The following is a 16809-nucleotide window of genomic DNA, read 5'->3' on the forward strand; positions in this document are numbered from 1 at the left end:
GCGATCACTCGTCAACGCCCCACACGCGAACCTTGCCCGGAGCCACGTCGCCCAGCAGATGCTTCGGCGCCGGATTGAGCTCGAACTTGTCGTCCTCGGGCACATCGGACTCGTTGATGGCGAAGTTCGACTTGTGCACGGTGACGGTACCCCAGGCCGGAACGGTGACCTTCTGCCATGCGGCGCCTTCACCGTTGATGGTGACGGCCGCTTCGATCGGCTCGCCGGTCGGATTGTAGATGTGGGCGGCCACATCGCCATCGGGGGCGAGGAAGGCCACGGAGCCGAGACCGCCGGACCAGCCGTCCGGAGTGTAGTTGGAGGAGCGCACCACCACGGAGCCGGGCTTGACGTCCTGGCCGAAGGCGCGCAGCATGAAGTATTCGAGGTTGCGGATGACTTCGCCGGTTTCATGCTGGATGGTCACCACGCCGCGGCGGCCGGTGGCGCCGACCTGGTTCGGCAGGCCGCGCTCGTCCAGCGCCATGTTCCACAGGGCAATGAAGCTTTCGCCGTTGCGGACCAGCCAGTTGCCGATGATGCCGGACATGATGTGGGCAGCATCTTCGACGGTTTCGTCGATCATGCAGCGGCGTTCGGTCATGCCGAGAAGCCAGTGCGGATACGCGCGGGAGGCGTTGAAGAAGTTGGAGTACGGGCCTTCGTAGGTGTGCACGGTCAGACCGTCGATGGAGGATGCCTGATCGGGCGTGACGAGCTCGCGCACCGGCCACTGCAGATTGTGGGTGGAATCGTCGTTGATGAAGATGCGCATCTCCGGGAACTTCTCGTTCATGGCGGGGCGCAGGAAGTTGTGGGCGAATTCGGCCTGCTGCTTGAGGGTCCACATCATGGCCGGCCACTTCGGCGCGTTGGACGGCTCGTTCTGGACGGTGACGCCCCAGATCGGAATGCCGATCTTGGCCATTTCCTCCACGTACCGCACGAAGTAGCGGGCGTAGCAGCCTTCGAAGGAGTCATGCATCGGGTCGAAGCCGTTGCCGGTCCATTCGTTGAAGCGCAGGTGGCCGCCCTGGCACAGGTGGCCCGTGTTCTTCATCCACGCCGGGGCCGACCACGGGGAGGCGATGATCTTGACGGCCGGGTTGATCTTGAGGATTTCAAGCACCACGGGAATGATGTACTTGAAGTCCTTGGTGGCGTCGGGGGCACCGGGTTCGCCCTCGCCAAGCGAGAACTTGGTGAGTAGGTTGTCATGCTCACCGAAGGGCACGTCGTCGTAGGTGTAGTACGGCTGGGAGCTAGGTTCGCAGGAGCCGAGCGGGATGCGGATGACGGAGAAACCGCCCTTGGCCGGGTTGAAGGCATCGTCGAGGAAGGCATGGCGCTGTTCGGCGTTCATGGACCCCCAGATCAGGGAGGCGGCCGCGTCGGTGATGGCGGCGCCGGCGCCGATCCAGGGCTGCTTGCGGTCGGCGGTGTCGATGACGATGCGCGCGGCGTCGCCGGATTCGGTTTCGACGGCCGGGGTGGCGATATGTTCACGGCGCTGTTTCAAGTCGCCGGAGGTCACCGTCCAGAATTCGTTCTTGAATGCACTAGCCATGGGCGTTCCTTTTCCTTCTGTTCTGCCGCCACGACTCCGTGACGGTCCGTATTGCGCTGACAGCAGCCATCATACATCAAAGAATCACTTTCAATCAACTTCAATCAAAAGCGATCATTTATGGCAGGATGCTGACTGGTCCATTCTATATCAGAATTGATCACTTACCGATACGATGCGTTATTATTGATTGAAAATGACCACGTCTTGATGTGATGAATCCTTCAATAGGGATCGATTGACCACATGCAGACGGTAACCGCGAGGAAGCGAAATGGCTGAAGAGAGCACGAATGATCAGAGCAAGCGCGACTTGCTGCCCGCCGAGCGTCAGGACATGATCCTGAGCCTGCTCACCCGGCAAAGCGTCGTCACCGTCTCCGAATTGGCGGAATTGCTCAACACCACGGAAATCACGGTGCGACGCGACCTGACCATTCTCGCCCAGGCCGGACTGCTGAAGCGAATCCGCGGCGGAGCCATGTCGCTGTCCGGCTCGGCCACCCGCAAGGACAGCCCAACGCCAATGCCCTCCCCCGCGCTGCAGACCGCCACGCTGTCCACGCCGGAAGATATCAACGAGCTGCCGCTGCCCACCGGCCTTGCGGACCGGAGCAACCAGCCCGTTATCGGCGTGATGCTGCCGGAACCGAGTTTCTTCTGGCCGGCCGTCGTCGATTCGATCCGCGAAGTCGCCACGGAACTCGGAGCCCGCATCGTCTCGCGCGAAAGCTCCTATGACAAAATCGACGAAACCAAGATCCTCGACTGGCTGGCCAAGGAACCAGCGCTCTGTGGATTGATCGTCTCGCCTTCCGGACGCCCGGAGATCGCGGAGCGAACCTGGGGCTGGATCGAACACGCTCCGGTGCCGGTGGTGGTCGTGGAACGCGACCAGCCAATGCTCGGCACCTGCTTCGTGGACTCCGTGCGCACCAACCACCCCTACGGCGTGCGCAAGGCGGCCGTGCATTTCCTCAACCACGGCCACACCCGCATCGGCGCCGCATTCTCCACCACCCCCACATCGGCAGTGATCGAAAACGGCTGGCGGGACATTCTCGAGAACGGCAGCCGCATCGACTGCCCGTTCATTCTGAACAACATCGCCCCCTACGACACCAGCGGCGTGGACGAAATCGCCGAGACGATCATCCAGTCGGGCGTCACGGCCGTATTGGCGCATTCCGACTACCTGGCCATCGCCATCGCGCAGGTCCTGGAACGCAAGGGCAAACGCATACCCGACGACATCTCGATGATCTCCATCGACGGCTTCGCCACGCCAAGCTCGAGGCCGCTCACCGTGCTCCGCTCCAATGCGAAGGACCTTGGGGAAGCCTGCGTCCGCACGCTTATGCAACGCATCGCCAACCCGGATTCCGCCACCAGGCACATCCTCATCGACCCAACATTGATCGACCGCGGATCCGTGACCGACATTCGCCGACACGACATTCGCTGACACGACGCCACACATCACCGGAAACAGCGGTCACGAAAACATCCGCACATGCAAAAAGCCGTGGCCTGACGATCCTTGACGAATCGTCGGGCCACGGCTATGCGCTATGCGGGACTACCGGAAACGGAGGCGAACCGAATCAGGCCTCGTAATCCTTGTCCTTGCTCTCCTTGATCACGAACAGGGCGACCAGGGCGATGGCGGCCATAACCACCATGTAATAGCCCACGCCGGCAATGCCGACCTTCGGGTTGTTGACGAGCGCCTGGGCAATCGTCGGAGCGAACGCGCCACCGAAGATCGCGGCGAGGTTGTAGCTCAGTCCGGCGCCGGAGTAGCGCACATTGGTCGGGAACAGCTCAGGCAGATATGCACCGCACGGTCCGAACAGACCGCCCATGATCATGAAGCCGATGCACAGGAAAAGCATGACGTTGACCACGTTGTGCACCAGCAGCACCGGGGTGAAGAAGCTGAACACCAGAGCCACGGCGGTGGCGAGGATCAGCACCTTCTTACGGCCGTACTTATCGGCGGCAAGGCAGGAGACCACGATGAACACGGCGAAGAAGAACACGGACACCATCTGCATGGCGAGGTACTGCGGCTGAGTGAACTTCAGCACCTTCACGCCATACGACAGGGACCAGGTGCCGAGCACGTAGAACAGGGTGTAGGTGATGCCCATGGCCAGCGTGCCAAGGAGCACTTCCTTCCAGTACGGGAGCAGGCCACGAAGCGGGTGCTTGGTGGTGCGCTTCTCGGCGGCAGCCTTCTTGAACACCGGGGTCTCGGACATGCGGGCACGCACATACAGACCGATCGCAACCAGCACGATGGAAGCGAGGAACGGGATACGCCAACCCCAAGCGCCCATCTGGTCGGCACCAAGATGAGTGGTGAGCAGCAGGTTCAGGCCATACGCGCAGAAGAAGCCGATCGGGGCGCCGAGGTTCGGGAAGGAACCATACAGGGCGCGCTTGTTGGCGGGAGCGTTCTCGGTGGCCACCAGAGCGGCGCCGGACCATTCACCGGCGAGGCCCACACCCTGGCATGCGCGGCAGAGGCACAGGATGATGATGGAGACGCCGCCCACGGCCTGATATCCAGGCAGGCAGCCGACGAGGAAGGTGGCGATGCCCATGGTGAGCAGGGCGATCACCAGGGTCTTCTTACGACCCATCTTGTCACCGAAGTGGCCGAACAGCATGGAGCCGAACGGACGGGCCAGGAAGGAGACGGCGAATGTGGTGAACGCCATGATCTGGGCCAGGGCCGGATCGGTGACGTTGGCGAAGAAGATCGCGCCGAAGTAGCTGGCGGCGGCGATGGAATAGCAATAGTTGTCGTAGAACTCAATGGCGGTGCCGACCATTGACGCGGCGATGATCTCAGGAACCGAATCCCTCTTGGCTCCCGTATTCTCTGCAGACATAACTGCGGTTGCAGACATGTGATGTACCTTCTCTATGTTCGAAACTCATTCGAATCTCAGTAGGCACTGAGCACGTCCGGATGTTGGCCTTGTGGGCGCATCAACGGCCGTACGTCAATGTGCCATGACCAGAAGATAGGTATAATCTATGAGCCCCCCGAGCGTTCACATAGTCCACATTATGAACACGACATCAGTTCGACAATTCCTCGCTACAGGCGCTTAACAATATCGACGGCCAGACGCGCGGCCGTGTCGGCATACTTGGAGATATCGAAGTCGGCGAACACCTCGTAATCGGTATCGGCGTTATCCGAAAGCGCCCGGATCACCAGCGCGGGCACGCCGTTGCGGGCGGCCACATGCGCCACGGCGGCGCCCTCCATCTCCACGGCATCGGCGCCGGTGCGACGAATCACCTCATCGACCTTCTCAGGCGTGTCGACGAAATAATTCCCAGACGCGATAATGCCGGTGATATGGTGAATGCCCATATCGCGAAGCGCCTCATCGGCCACGGACAGCAGATGACCGTCCGAATGGAACTCCTCGACGGGAGACTGCTCACTGCCGGGCGTCCACTGTCCCACCAAGCGCATATCGGTGTCCAGATAACGCAGCGTACCGCCAAGCACCACATCGTTGATATGCATCGCCCTGTTGAGATTGCCGGCGATACCCGAAAAAATCACCGCATCGGGATGATACGAATCAATAAGCCGCTGCGTGGTGGCCGCGGCATTCACCAAACCCATGCCGCCGACCGTCGCCGCAACGGTGACGCGCTCACCGGCGTTGGAAACCAGCGACCCGCGATTCACCCGAAGGCTGGCGCCTTCGTCCACGGCAACGTTATCGAGAGATTTGGCGATCAGGGATACCTCATCGGATAGAGCGCCGATGATTGCAATGGTAGCCACGGTTTTTTCCTTTCGTAGATGGTGGGGACGGAGGTGGCGCGCATGCGCATGCACGCTCAGGTCCGTTCGGACAAGCTTACGGTCACGCGCATACACATCGTCTTCCGCCCCTTGGAGCCTCGCCTCGGGGAGACCATGCTTTGTGAAACGCGGGGATCAGCGCCAGCGCCTTACTTCCACGGCCTCGGCCAGTTCGCGCAGCAGACGTTCCGTTTCGGGCCAGCTGATGCATTTGTCGGTGATCGACTTGCCGTACACCAACCGGTCGAGCGGCGCGGCCGGCTGGTTGCCGCCTTCGATGAAGCTTTCCATCATGATGCCGGTGATGCCACGCTCGCCATTGGCGATACGACCGGCCACGTTCCGCACCACTTCGGCCTGTCGATGCTCGTCCTTGCCTGAATTGCCATGGGAGCAATCAATGATCAGCCCGCGCGAGGCCGCGGAGTCCGCAGGCATAATGCCCCTGATAACCTCCATGGCGCGCGCGACCGACCCGGCGTCGTAATTGGGACCGGAGCTCGAACCGCGCAGCACCACATGGCAGTCGGGATTGCCCAGCGTCTTCACCACAGCGGCCCTGCCCATATGATCGATGCCGAAGAACGTATGCTGCTGGGAAGCCGCGAAACACGAGTCGGCCGGCGCCTTCAGCGAGCCGTCGGTGGCGTTCTTAAAGCCAATCGGCATGGACAGCCCGCTAGCCAGCTGGCGGTGCACCTGGCTTTCGGTATTGCGCGCGCCAATCGCGCCCCAGCTCACCGCATCGGCGATGAACTGCGGGCTGGTCGGCTCAAGAAACTCCGTGGCCGCGGCAAGATCCTCGCGCAACACGCCAAGCAGCGTCTTGCGCGCCAACAACAGACCCTTCTTGATATTGCAGCTGCCGTCAATATCCGGGTCGTTGATCAGCCCCTTCCAACCGACGGTAGTGCGCGGCTTCTCAAAGTACACGCGCATCACAATAAGCAGCTGCTCACCCAACTCGTTCTTCAACTTGGACAGTCGATGCGCATAATCGAGCGCGGCCTTCGGATCATGCACGGAACACGGGCCCACCAGCACCAGCAGACGGTCATCCTGACCATAGAGGCACGCCCGAATCTCGTCACGCGAATAGGCGACGATCTCCTGCGCATGGGCGTCAAGCGGCAGATCGGCCAGCACCTGCGCCGGCGTGGGCAGCACCTCGAACTCGAGCACGCGACGGTTGACGATGCGCCCGATGCCGACCTCGTCCTCCCAACGCGGCACATCGGTGGCAACCAGGGGATTCTTACCCTCATCCATCGCCTGCCGGATGGCACGAAGCTGCTCGGGGGTGTTCAGCGGCTTCGCCCCCGGATCCTGTTGCAACATAACGGTCTCTCCTTGAAACAATCCGTGTCCAAGGATACCCTGAACGCTGCGTCGTGGCGAGGAGAGCTACCGCCGCCCACGCGAACGTCGGGTGTCGACGGCCTTGGCGAGGGTATGCAGCAACTCGTCGGTGCGGCCCCACGGAATGCAGGCGTCGGTAACGGATTGGCCGTACACCAGCTGGCCAAGAGGCGCCGGCCTCTGATTGCCCGCCTCAATGAAGCTCTCCATCATGACGCCGGCAATGCCCTGCTCGCCGTCGGCCAGGCGCGCGGCGATCTCCTCGACGACCTGCGCCTCGCGCACCTCATCCTTGCCGCAGTTGCCGTGCGCCGCGTCGATCACCAGACCATGATTGCCGGGACCGCCGGCCTGAGACGCCTTCAACGCCTCAAGCGCCCTGCGCACCGACTCGGAGTCGTAATTCGGCCCGGAATTCGAGCCGCGCAGCACCACATGGCAATCGGGATTGCCCTTCGTCTCGGCGGAAATCACCCGACCGTCAAGATTGATCGACAGGAAATGATGCTCGTGGGCGGCGGCGAAACAGGAATCGGCGGCTGGTTTGATCGAACCGTCGGTGGCGTTCTTGAACCCCACCGGCATCGACAGCCCGGACGCAAGCTCGCGATGCACCTGGCTTTCGGTGTTGCGCGCGCCAATCGCGCCCCAGCTCACCGCATCGCAAATATACTGCGGCGTGATCGGATCCAGCCATTCGGTGGCGATCGGCACTCCCTCGTTCAGCACGTCGCACAGCACCTTGCGCGCCAGCCACATGCCCTTGCGGATATTGAACGTACCGTCAAGGTCCGGATCGTTGATCAGCCCCTTCCAGCCGATCGTGGTGCGCGGCTTCTCGAAATACACGCGCATCACAATGACAAGGCGGTCGTACAGTTCGGCGCTTACTTCGGCAAGACGATGCGCATAGTCCACCGCTGCCTTCGGATCATGCACGGAACACGGCCCCACGATAACCAGCAGACGGTCATCATTGCCGTTGAGCACGTCGCGGATCTCCTGACGCGACTTGAGCACCAGATCGATCTGCCGCTGGCTCAGCGGCAACTCGCGGATAAAGCTTCGCGGCGCGGGAATCGGATCCAACTGGCGGATATTGATATCCACCGTCTCGGGAAACACACCCTGCTCCCCCAGGCGACGCTGCTCGTCCACAGAGCTGTCGGGGCCGCGAAGGTCAACCATGATTCTTCTCCTCATTGCATCGTCGGAACGATCTGACTGATAATCCACCCTACCGTAATCGCTTCGCGGCCTTCAGACAAAATCGGAATCCGCATAATAAGCGACCGCAACGGCTCCTATCATGCGGATCCTGTGATCCGACGCGTCGGCAGACGGGTCGCCGTCATCCAAACCCCCGACGGCGACCCGTCCCGACATGCATGGAATGGGCCTTACTCGGCCAGGGCCCCCATCGGATCCCATGCGGGCAGGGAGATGGGGTCTTCCTTGAGGGCCGCCTGATAGTCGGCGGGCAGCAGCGCCACCGGGACGGCAACCTCGTAGACGTACTCGGAGAACCAGTCGTCGGACATGGTGAAGTAGCCCTTGTCGGCGATCTTGGAGCCCCAGGAGTTCTCCACGCGCCAGCGACGCGTCGTAACGCCGTCATCGGCCACGTCGACGCCCACGAAGGCCATCGCATGGTTCATGGCGGAGTCGGCGAACCGCACACGCTCCTCCTTGTCGAGGTTGAAGTCCACGTCGTATACGCGGCCGTACTCGAACAGGTCGGTGGCCCACGCACCGGACTCGCGGTCCATCATCGGATGGCAATCGGCGCCGAACCACACCGGAATCCCCTGCTCGGTGAGGATGCGGCGCACGCAATCCTTCATGAACTGGGCGTCCACGTTGAGATATTCGGTGGGATCACCGCCCACCACATTGCCAAGATGCTCGATCGCGATCTTCCTGCCCTTCGGATGCTCCTTGCGCGGATCGTCAACCAGGCAGACATAGCTTTCGAGATCGGCGGAACCGACATACTTGGCCCAGAACTCCTGCGGGGTGATCTTGCCGTCGCGATGGAATTCGCCGTCCTTGTCGGTCCACTCCCAGTCGAAGCTGACCGGCGGTTCACCGAGGTTGATGGTGAGGATGCGATGGCCGGCCTTGCGGGTGTCGTCCACGATGGAGTCAATGGCGTCGGGACGGGCGACCATATGAGCCACGGCGGTGTGCAGCAGGCTCCTGAGCTGCACGTTCATCTCGCGAGTGTTGGACGAGGCGGCGGTTTCCGGGAACAGATCCTTCGGAACGGCGCCATACTTCTTGTACACGTTCATGGCCATGGTCCACTGGCCGCCGTCGCCCATCACATCATTGAGCAGGTGCTGGAACAGGCGGGAATCCACCGGTTCGCCGGAACGGACCAGCGAGGCCATGTCCTCCAGGAAGTAGTTGATGCGCTCCAGCTTGTCGTAGTACATCGCATAGTTCTGCGAAAATTCGAATTCCTTGAGCCCAAGGTTCCGCTTGGCGACGAAACGGGCCACGTTCAGGGAGCTGAACAGCCAGCAGCGGCCGGACCGATCCTGATGGGTGACCTCGCCGTTGTCTACGATGGTGGAAAAGCGACGCTGCATCAGGCGCGCGCGGTCATAGTTCTTGGAAATCTTCTGGATGCCCGCCGCGGTGACGGCGTTCATCATCAGGCGATTGGTTTCGTTGCCTTCAAACTCCTGGCGCATCGCGGTCAGGTCATCGTGGTTCAGCGGTTGTGCTGCCATGAATCCTCCTTGGTGATAATTCGCTGCATACGAATGCAAAGCGCGCATCGGGACCGGCCGCGATGCGCGCTGATATCAGCAATCCAGTGTACTACCGGATCCCGTCGGAGCCGCCGCTCATTTGGCGGCTCCGCTGCCGGCGTCGCCCGACTCGTCGCCGGCGGGCTGGCCATGGTCATCCGAATCATCCGACGCATCAGCCGCATCAGCCGGCACCGGGGCGTCAACCGGCACATCCGGCGCCTCGTCGGAGGCCGCGGCCGGATCGCTCGGCTGGTCTTCGGTGTCCTCATGAACGGCTTCGCCAAAACCTTCCAACGAGCCGAACGACTTGGTGAAGATGGCGCGCAGCTCGGACACCCGCTGCGTGATCACGGATTCGCGATTCTGCAGCTGCTTGATCTGGGCCTGCAGACCATTGATCTCATTCTGCGCGGCCTCGCGGCGAGACCGGATCTCCGCTTCGGCGTCCCGCCCGCCCTTGCGAACGATCTCGGCGGCCTCCTCCTCGGCCTTGCTGCGCTTGGCGGCGGCGTAGTCATCCGCCTCCTGGCGTGCGGCCTTGGCCTGGGCGACCAGTTCCTCGGCCTCATGCTGCGCGCTTTGGCGGCGCTCCTCCAGCGAGGCCAGCAACTCGTTGACCTTCTTGGTGGCCTCATCCTGCTGCGCGGCAATATCCGCGCGGATCTGCTCGACTTCAGCCTTGACCTGGCTCAGCGTCTCCGCCCTCCGCACATCGGCGGCGTCGGTGATCTGACGGGCCTTGGCATGGGCCGCCTCGGTGATCTCGCCGGCCTTGCGGTTCGCCTCGCTCAGCAGCTTGGCCGCCTGGTCGCGCACGTCGGCGAGCTTCTTGTTGGCTTCGGCGATGGCCTGCTGGATCTGGTCATTCGCCTCCGAACGGCGCTTGGCGATCTCCTCGTCGGCTTCGGCGCGCTGGGCGGTGACCTCCTTGGTGGTCTGCGCCTTCAGATCGGCGATCTTGCGCTCCTGCGCAGCCCGTTCGGCGGCCAGGCGCTTGGCGTGCTCCTCGCGGGAATTCGTCAATTCGAGATCCAGCGACTGCCGCTGCTCCGACACCTGCTTGGCGGCCTGGCTCTTGAGCTGATCGGCCTGCTCCTTCGCCGTGGTCTCGATGGTGCCGGCAACGGTGTTGGCATGGTCGACAATGGACTTGGCCTTGGTGTTCGCCTCGCCGACGATGCGTTCGGCTTCAAGCTTCGCATTGCTGGTCGTGGTTTCCGCCTGCTTGTTGGCGCTGTCGAGCGAAGCGGCGGCATCCGCCTTGGCCCGCGCCAGCAGCTCGGTGCTGGTCTGCTCGGCGGATGCGAGCAGCTGCTGCGCGTTCGCACCCAGGGAGGCAAAAGAATCCTTGGACTGGGGGGCCTTGCGGGCACGCTCCTCCTGCAGCTCGGCCTCAAGTTTCAGGATGCGGTCATCATACGAGCGGATCTGTTCACGCAGGCGCGCAAGATTCTCATTGGATTCGGCGAAGGCCGCCTCCACCTGCTCCTTGTCGTAGCCACGCAACACCACCGAAAACTGCTCAGCCATCGTTTAATACTCCTTGCCGAAACACACCTATGACGTACAAGCACTCTAACGCATCACCCGAGCGAAAATCGCCGACAACACCCCACACTTACGGCATAGCCACAAGTGATATCCGACACATGCGCGGCGACAGCGGACAGACGGGCGCCACAACCTCGGCGGCCGCGCCGTCAGGCGATGAGAATGCCGGCGCTGGAGGGTTCGCGCCAGTAGCGAACGGCCTGACGAATGACGTCCTGACCGGCCTTGATCTGCTGGTCCAACGGCAAGCCGGGCATGGCGTGGTCGCCCGATTCGTTGACCGGGGGAAGGCTGACGAAGCCGGCCACCATACGCTCCTGCTCCGCCGACCAGTCCAGCAGCTGGTAGAACAGCGAGTTGCACACATAGGTGCCGGCGTCGGAACTCAACGTGGCCGGAATGCCGTCGGCGGTGAAATCGGCGAGAATCGCGCGCAATGGCAGTCGCGTCCAGAACGCGGCGGGACCATGCGGATCGATGGTGTCGCGCTGCGGCGTCATATTGTCGGCATCGGGGCGGCCGTCGCCCACACGGTTGGTCGCGCAACGTTCGAGCGCAATGCCGCGGGCGGCGCGCTTCAGCCCCATCGCCACCACAATCTGCGGACGGGTCGCCTTGATGGTCTCCAGCAACGCGGGCCACGCCTTGGTGAAGCTCACCGGCATCGTCACCGCGCTGATGTCGACGACGACGTCCGCCAACTCGTCATCGGCGTCAACGGGCACGCCCAATTCGGCAAGCGCCTTGGGCACTTCGTATGCGGGATTGACCTCGACACCGTCATAATGGTCGAATCCGCACACCACCACATTGATTCGTTCCATGGCTACCAGTCTAGCGGCCCGTCCGTCGGCCCGATTTCAGTGACGGGTCATCTGGGAGGCGGCGGAGAAGAGCACCTCGTGCATGCGGCGGCGCGCCTCCTCCTTGCTCATCGGCACGATGCGCGCATCGTCATCCGCCTCGTCCGCGCCGACGCCCATGACGATGCGCTCGGCGATGCGCTCGGCAATCGGCATGTCGGCAAGCGTGGTGACCTTGAGATTCGACTCGCTGCCGGCGACGATGGCCACAGGCACGTCGGGCAGGTAATCCACCACCACGCGCGTGTCGTCGGTGGGATGGAAATCCGGATCGTCGCCGGCGAGCGCATACGCCTTGCGAATCGTGGCGAACCGGAACGCCTGAGGCGTCTGGGCACGGAAGGTGTCGGGACGGTCCGGCACATCCGCCACCACCTTGCGATCCCCCAAATCACGCGTCAACAGCACGGTATCGGTGGAGGCCACCGCCACCGTCGCAGCCTCATACTCGTCCAGAGAATCGATGCAGCCGTCGATGGACTCGTGGCTGACGAACGGACGGACCGCATCATGAATCAGCACCTTGGCATGGTCGGGGATGCCCGCGGCGGCCAGCGCGTCCAACGCGGCCATGGTGCTGTCCACGCGCTGCGCCCCGCCGTCGATGATCATGCGCACCTTCGGATATCCGGCCTCGTCGACCATCCGTTCCACAGCCGCGCGCACCTTCGGATTCACCACCACGATGATGTCGGTCACACGGGGATCGGATTCAAAGGCCTCAATCGACCATGCGACGATGGCCTTGCCGCGCAACGCCACCAACTGTTTGGGATTGTCCGGATCGAAGCGGGTGCCGAAGCCGGCGGCCAGCACCACCGCCACCACCGGCGTATTGGAATCATTACGAGTCATAGTCACCACCGTATCGCCTTCGAAGGTCAGTCATGCGCGAAACAGCCACCACATCACTCATCGCGCACAATCAGAGCCAGCATGCGCCCCTCCCGGCTCTTGCCGGCCAGCGCCGCGCGACGATGCGAGAACCACAGGGGGTTTTCGAGCGTGCACATGCTGTGGCGAATCAGGCCGATACGCTCGTCAAGCGACGGTCCCTCACCATCGGCGTCGCACAGTTCGGCCAGTTCGGCGTCCTCGCACAGATACTGTGTGGCGGCGGTGACTCGCGGACGCGAGTCGATCACATTGCCCCGCGGCACACCGGCGCGTTCCAATTCCAGCAACGCCGCATGATTGATGTCGATGCCCGGCTTGCCGAATCGGCTCAGCGTGAAGGAGCCCGGGAATTGGGCGTCGAATTCGTCGGCGATGCGGTCGCCCACCTCATAGCAGTCGCCGCAGATCGCCGGCCCCAGCGTCGCGACGATGCGTGCCGGGTCGGCGCCTTTGAGCGTCATAAGCTCGACGGTCGCCCCAATCACGCCCCGCTGCAGACCGCGACGGCCGCAATGGGCGGCGCCGATCACCCCGGCCGCCGGGTCGGCCATCAGCACCGGCAGACAGTCGGCCGCGAACATGCCCAGCGCAATGCCGCGCTGGCTGGTCACCTGACCGTCCGCGTCGATCTTCGCGGCGATCGGGTCGTCCGTCTCGACACCCTGCGTGCCGGACGCGTCGAAACCATAGGGCGTGTTGATGTGGCAGACCGTGTCCGCGTCGATGGCCGTTCCCGAATGCACCTGAGAGACCAGCGACAGACCGGCGCCCACGGATTCGGCAAGCGCCTCGCGGTTGGCGGCCACGGCGGCGGGATCGTCCCCCTTCTTGCCGCCAAGATTCAAATGCCCGAAATCGCCGACTGACAGGCCTCCCAGACGCGTTGTGTAGATGACGCGGACGCCCGGCGCCAAGGCGATTGGGATGGTCACCGGAATCGGACGCCCGTCGGCATCCGTGGAAGGCAGCGCGTTGCTGTCCAAAATCCCGCGGTCGTTATTGTTCATCGGTTCGCTCCAATCGCTCATGCTCCATGTTCATGCGTTGTTCATGCGTTCACGCCTCAGCATCGTGATTCGTCGTTCGGTCCCCCTATTCGGCCTTCAGTGTGGGACGCTTGGTCCGCGAGCGGATCGCCGCATTCACCGGCACCTGATAGGGGCACGGCAGCGAGAACACATGCGCGGGGTTGTTGATGGCCGGCACCCAATTGCCGTCGGCGTCCTTGAGCCCCTCGGACGGCACGGTGTAGGCCAGCGGCTTCTTTCCCGGCAGCACGAATTCAACCTGCTGACCGGGTTCGATTTTGTTGCGGCTCATGATGGTGACGCGACCGCCGTCGTCCGCCGACCAGCCGAGCACCTCGCCCACCACCAGCCAGGCGCGGAAATACGCGGATCGATCGGTGTTCTGCCGCACCTTGTGCCTGGGATAGTAGAAGCCGGTGGAATAGTCGCGGTGCGCCACCTTGTTGGGCTCGTCCAGCAGCCAATCAGGCAGGACAATGGGCGCGGCCGGCCGGATGGGCGCATGGCGCCACCCCTCGGGCAGCACCTCCGGACGGGTGTTCGACTTGCGACGGGTTGATCGGGCGTGATAGCTCAGATTCTCCGGCTCCTCGGCCATGGTGGGGGTATCGAGGGCCGGCACGCCGGCAAAGGCGGCGTCCGCATCGGCCATCGACTTGTCGGGATCGGACGCGGCCACGACGGCAAGCGCCTCGAATTCCGGATCGGCCACACGCACCACGCGATCTTGGAACGGCTTCAGCACCGATCCGCACGTATCCTCGAACCCGCGCTGAACCATATATTCGTTGACCGCGGTTTTGTACGCATTGGTCATCGCCGCAATATAGTAGGCGGACTTGGAGCGCCCCTCGATTTTCAGGCTGGTCGCGCCGGAATCGATGAGATCGTCGATATGGGCGAGCATGTTCATGTCCTGCGAATTGAACAGATACGCCCCCTCGGCGGTCTGCTCGATCGGATAGTACTCCCCGGGACGCTTCTCCTCGACGATCGAATACTTCCAGCGGCAGGACTGGGCGCATTCGCCGTGATTGCCGTCGCGGCCGGTCAGGTAATTGGAGAACAGGCAACGCCCCGAGAACGCCATGCACATGGCGCCATGCACGAAGCACTCGACGTCCATGTCGTCGGGAATGCGGGCGCGGATATCGCGTACGGCCTGGATGTCCAGCTCCCGGGCCAGCACCACGCGACGGGCGCCGAGCTCGTACAGGGCGTTGGCGGCGCCGTAATTGGTGACGCCGGCCTGCGTGGAGACATGAAGCTCCAATCCGGGCGCCACGGCGCGGGCGGTCATCATCACGCCAAGGTCGGTGACGATCAGCGCATCAACGCCGGTGTCCTTCAACTGGCCGATGTACTCGCGGATGGCGGCTACCTCGTTGTTGCGCGGCAGCACATTGAGTGTGACGTACACGCGGGCCCCGTGACGGTGGGCATAGCGCGCACCTTCCTCGAAATCCTCCAGCGACAGGTTCCTGGGCGCCGAACGCATGCCGAACGCCTTGCCGCCGCAATACACGGCGTCCGCGCCATAGTCGACGGCGGTTTTCAGACCGCGCAGATTGCCGGCCGGGGCCAGCACCTCGGGCCTGCGGCGCGTGGGAATCATCGAAGCTTGGGAATTCATCACCCCAACAGTGTACGAGCCGGTGTGGTCGCACGCGGCCGACGACGGATCCGTCCCGTCATGCGTGGCGGCCTATGCAGCCAGACGTCCCAGCTCCTCGCCGGTCAGCCGCAGGTCCCCGGCCTGCAGTGAGTCGAGAATCGTCGCCGGGCGGTGGCATCCGGGGATCACGAACATATGCTCGCCCTGTGCCAGCTCCCACGCCAGAGTCACCTGCTGCCAGCTGACGCCATGGTCGGCAGCGACCGCACGGAACGGGTCGAGCAGATGCCGGTCGTAGGGGTGGCGGAAGCCGCCGAGCGGGCTCCAGCAGACGAACGCCAATCCGAGGGTGGCGCAATAGTCCAGCACATCGCGTGTATCGAGATGAACCGGGGAGAACTGGTTCTGCACGGCAATCAGACGATCGCCGAGAATCGAACGCGCGGTGTTCAACTGCTCGACGGTGACATTCGACACGCCGGCATACCGCGCCACGCCCTCGTCCAGCAGCTGCCTGATGGCTTCGATCGACTCGTTGTACGGCACTTCGGGATCATGACGATGCATATACAGCAGATCGATGGCGTCGACGCCCAGCGCCAGCGCCGACTGCTTGCCGTAGGCGATGAGATGCTCAGGTTTGCCGTCCCGAGGCCAGATCGGCTTGCCCCGCCCGTCGAAGTCACGGCGCAGCCCCACCTTGGTGGCCACCAGCACCTCATCCCGTGGACCGTTCCAAGTTTCCAGCGCCTCGCGTGTAAGCCGCTCGCCGGTCTGCTCCTCCTCACCGGGCGCATAATACGACCACGCCGTATCGATCATGCGGGCGCCGGCGTCAAGCGCGGCATGAATGGTTTCCAGACCCATATCGTGGCTGGGATACCCCTCGATGGTCAGGCCCATCTCGCCGATGCCGATGGCGGTGGTACGAAACGGGCCGATATTGCGATACATGGTCATGGCTCCTCCTCAGACGCCGCGGTGGGTGATCCGCTCCTCAGACTAATCGCCGCTCGCGATGTCGGATTCCAAAAAGCCCGCCATCCGGCATTGCGGATGACGGGCCTGCATAGAGAGACCAGGGGGACTCACCCGCCGTCAGACGCGGCGGGGCCGGAACCCCGGATCAGTCTTCGAAGGGATCAAAATCCCGACGCACGCGGCGACGCGGACGCTCGGAACGCTCTTCGCGCTCCTCACGGTACTCATCGTAGTGGTCGTCGGTGGCGTACCGCGGGTTGCGGTCGGAGCGACGGCGGCGCGGACGATCATCGCCGCGACGGTCGTCACGATCGTAGCCGCGATCGTCACGGCGACGACGCGGAC

14 protein-coding genes are annotated in these 16809 nt (G+C 63.1%); 1 reads left to right on the forward strand and 13 read right to left on the reverse strand.

Annotation, left to right across the window (positions count from 1 at the left end):
• Positions 1–4: 4 nt before the first annotated feature.
• Positions 5–1567, reverse strand: a complete 1563-nt coding sequence (locus B2994_RS03500; protein ID WP_291527000.1) for a glycoside hydrolase family 30 protein — start codon at positions 1565–1567, stop codon at positions 5–7.
• A gap of 274 nt (positions 1568–1841) precedes the next feature.
• On the opposite strand from B2994_RS03500, the gene B2994_RS03505 reads away from it, so the two are divergent.
• Positions 1842–3032, forward strand: a complete 1191-nt coding sequence (locus tag B2994_RS03505) for a substrate-binding domain-containing protein (protein ID WP_291527001.1) — start codon at positions 1842–1844, stop codon at positions 3030–3032.
• A 139-nt stretch (positions 3033–3171) separates the two neighbouring features.
• Here B2994_RS03505 and B2994_RS03510 read toward each other — a convergent pair whose 3' ends face one another.
• The 12 genes from B2994_RS03510 to B2994_RS03565 all read right to left on the reverse strand — a co-directional run.
• Positions 3172–4485, reverse strand: a complete 1314-nt coding sequence (locus tag B2994_RS03510) for an MFS transporter (RefSeq protein WP_291527002.1) — start codon at positions 4483–4485, stop codon at positions 3172–3174.
• Positions 4486–4679: 194 nt separating this feature from the next.
• Entirely contained in the window at positions 4680–5387 is a 708-nt protein-coding gene (mtnN, locus tag B2994_RS03515) for a 5'-methylthioadenosine/S-adenosylhomocysteine nucleosidase (protein WP_291527003.1), read from the reverse strand.
• Between the two features lie 156 nt (positions 5388–5543).
• Positions 5544–6746 carry a 3-deoxy-7-phosphoheptulonate synthase gene (locus tag B2994_RS03520; RefSeq protein ID WP_291527004.1) on the reverse strand — a complete coding sequence of 401 codons (1203 nt, stop codon included), beginning with the start codon at positions 6744–6746 and terminating at the stop codon, positions 5544–5546.
• A gap of 66 nt (positions 6747–6812) precedes the next feature.
• Positions 6813–7955, reverse strand: a complete 1143-nt coding sequence (locus tag B2994_RS03525) for a 3-deoxy-7-phosphoheptulonate synthase (RefSeq protein WP_291527005.1) — start codon at positions 7953–7955, stop codon at positions 6813–6815.
• Between the two features lie 212 nt (positions 7956–8167).
• Positions 8168–9505, reverse strand: coding sequence for a C1 family peptidase (locus tag B2994_RS03530; protein WP_291527006.1), 1338 nt, complete (start codon positions 9503–9505; stop codon positions 8168–8170).
• 117 nt (positions 9506–9622) lie between these two features.
• The gene (locus B2994_RS03535) at positions 9623–11059 is read right to left on the reverse strand and encodes a cell division protein (protein WP_291527007.1); all 1437 of its coding nucleotides are present in this window, start codon (positions 11057–11059) and stop codon (positions 9623–9625) included.
• A 170-nt stretch (positions 11060–11229) separates the two neighbouring features.
• Positions 11230–11904, reverse strand: coding sequence for a pyroglutamyl-peptidase I (locus tag B2994_RS03540; RefSeq protein ID WP_291527008.1), 675 nt, complete (start codon positions 11902–11904; stop codon positions 11230–11232).
• A 36-nt stretch (positions 11905–11940) separates the two neighbouring features.
• Positions 11941–12798 (reverse strand): IspD/TarI family cytidylyltransferase, encoded by an 858-nt coding sequence (locus tag B2994_RS03545; protein WP_291527009.1) that lies wholly within the window; start codon positions 12796–12798, stop codon positions 11941–11943.
• 53 nt (positions 12799–12851) lie between these two features.
• Complete coding sequence (locus tag B2994_RS03550) at positions 12852–13847, reverse strand: polyphenol oxidase family protein (RefSeq protein ID WP_291527030.1); 996 nt, start codon at positions 13845–13847, stop codon at positions 12852–12854.
• Positions 13848–13932: 85 nt separating this feature from the next.
• The gene (locus B2994_RS03555; RefSeq protein WP_291527010.1) at positions 13933–15501 is read right to left on the reverse strand and encodes a peptidase U32 family protein; all 1569 of its coding nucleotides are present in this window, start codon (positions 15499–15501) and stop codon (positions 13933–13935) included.
• A 72-nt stretch (positions 15502–15573) separates the two neighbouring features.
• Positions 15574–16443 carry an aldo/keto reductase gene (locus B2994_RS03560; RefSeq protein ID WP_291527011.1) on the reverse strand — a complete coding sequence of 290 codons (870 nt, stop codon included), beginning with the start codon at positions 16441–16443 and terminating at the stop codon, positions 15574–15576.
• Between the two features lie 166 nt (positions 16444–16609).
• Positions 16610–16809: hypothetical protein (locus B2994_RS03565; RefSeq protein ID WP_291527012.1), on the reverse strand; the 200-nt coding region annotated here is incomplete at its 5' end.

Origin of the sequence: Bifidobacterium sp. UBA744, from assembly GCA_002298605.1 — a bacterium.
Taxonomy (GTDB): Bacteria; Actinomycetota; Actinomycetes; order Actinomycetales; family Bifidobacteriaceae; genus Bifidobacterium.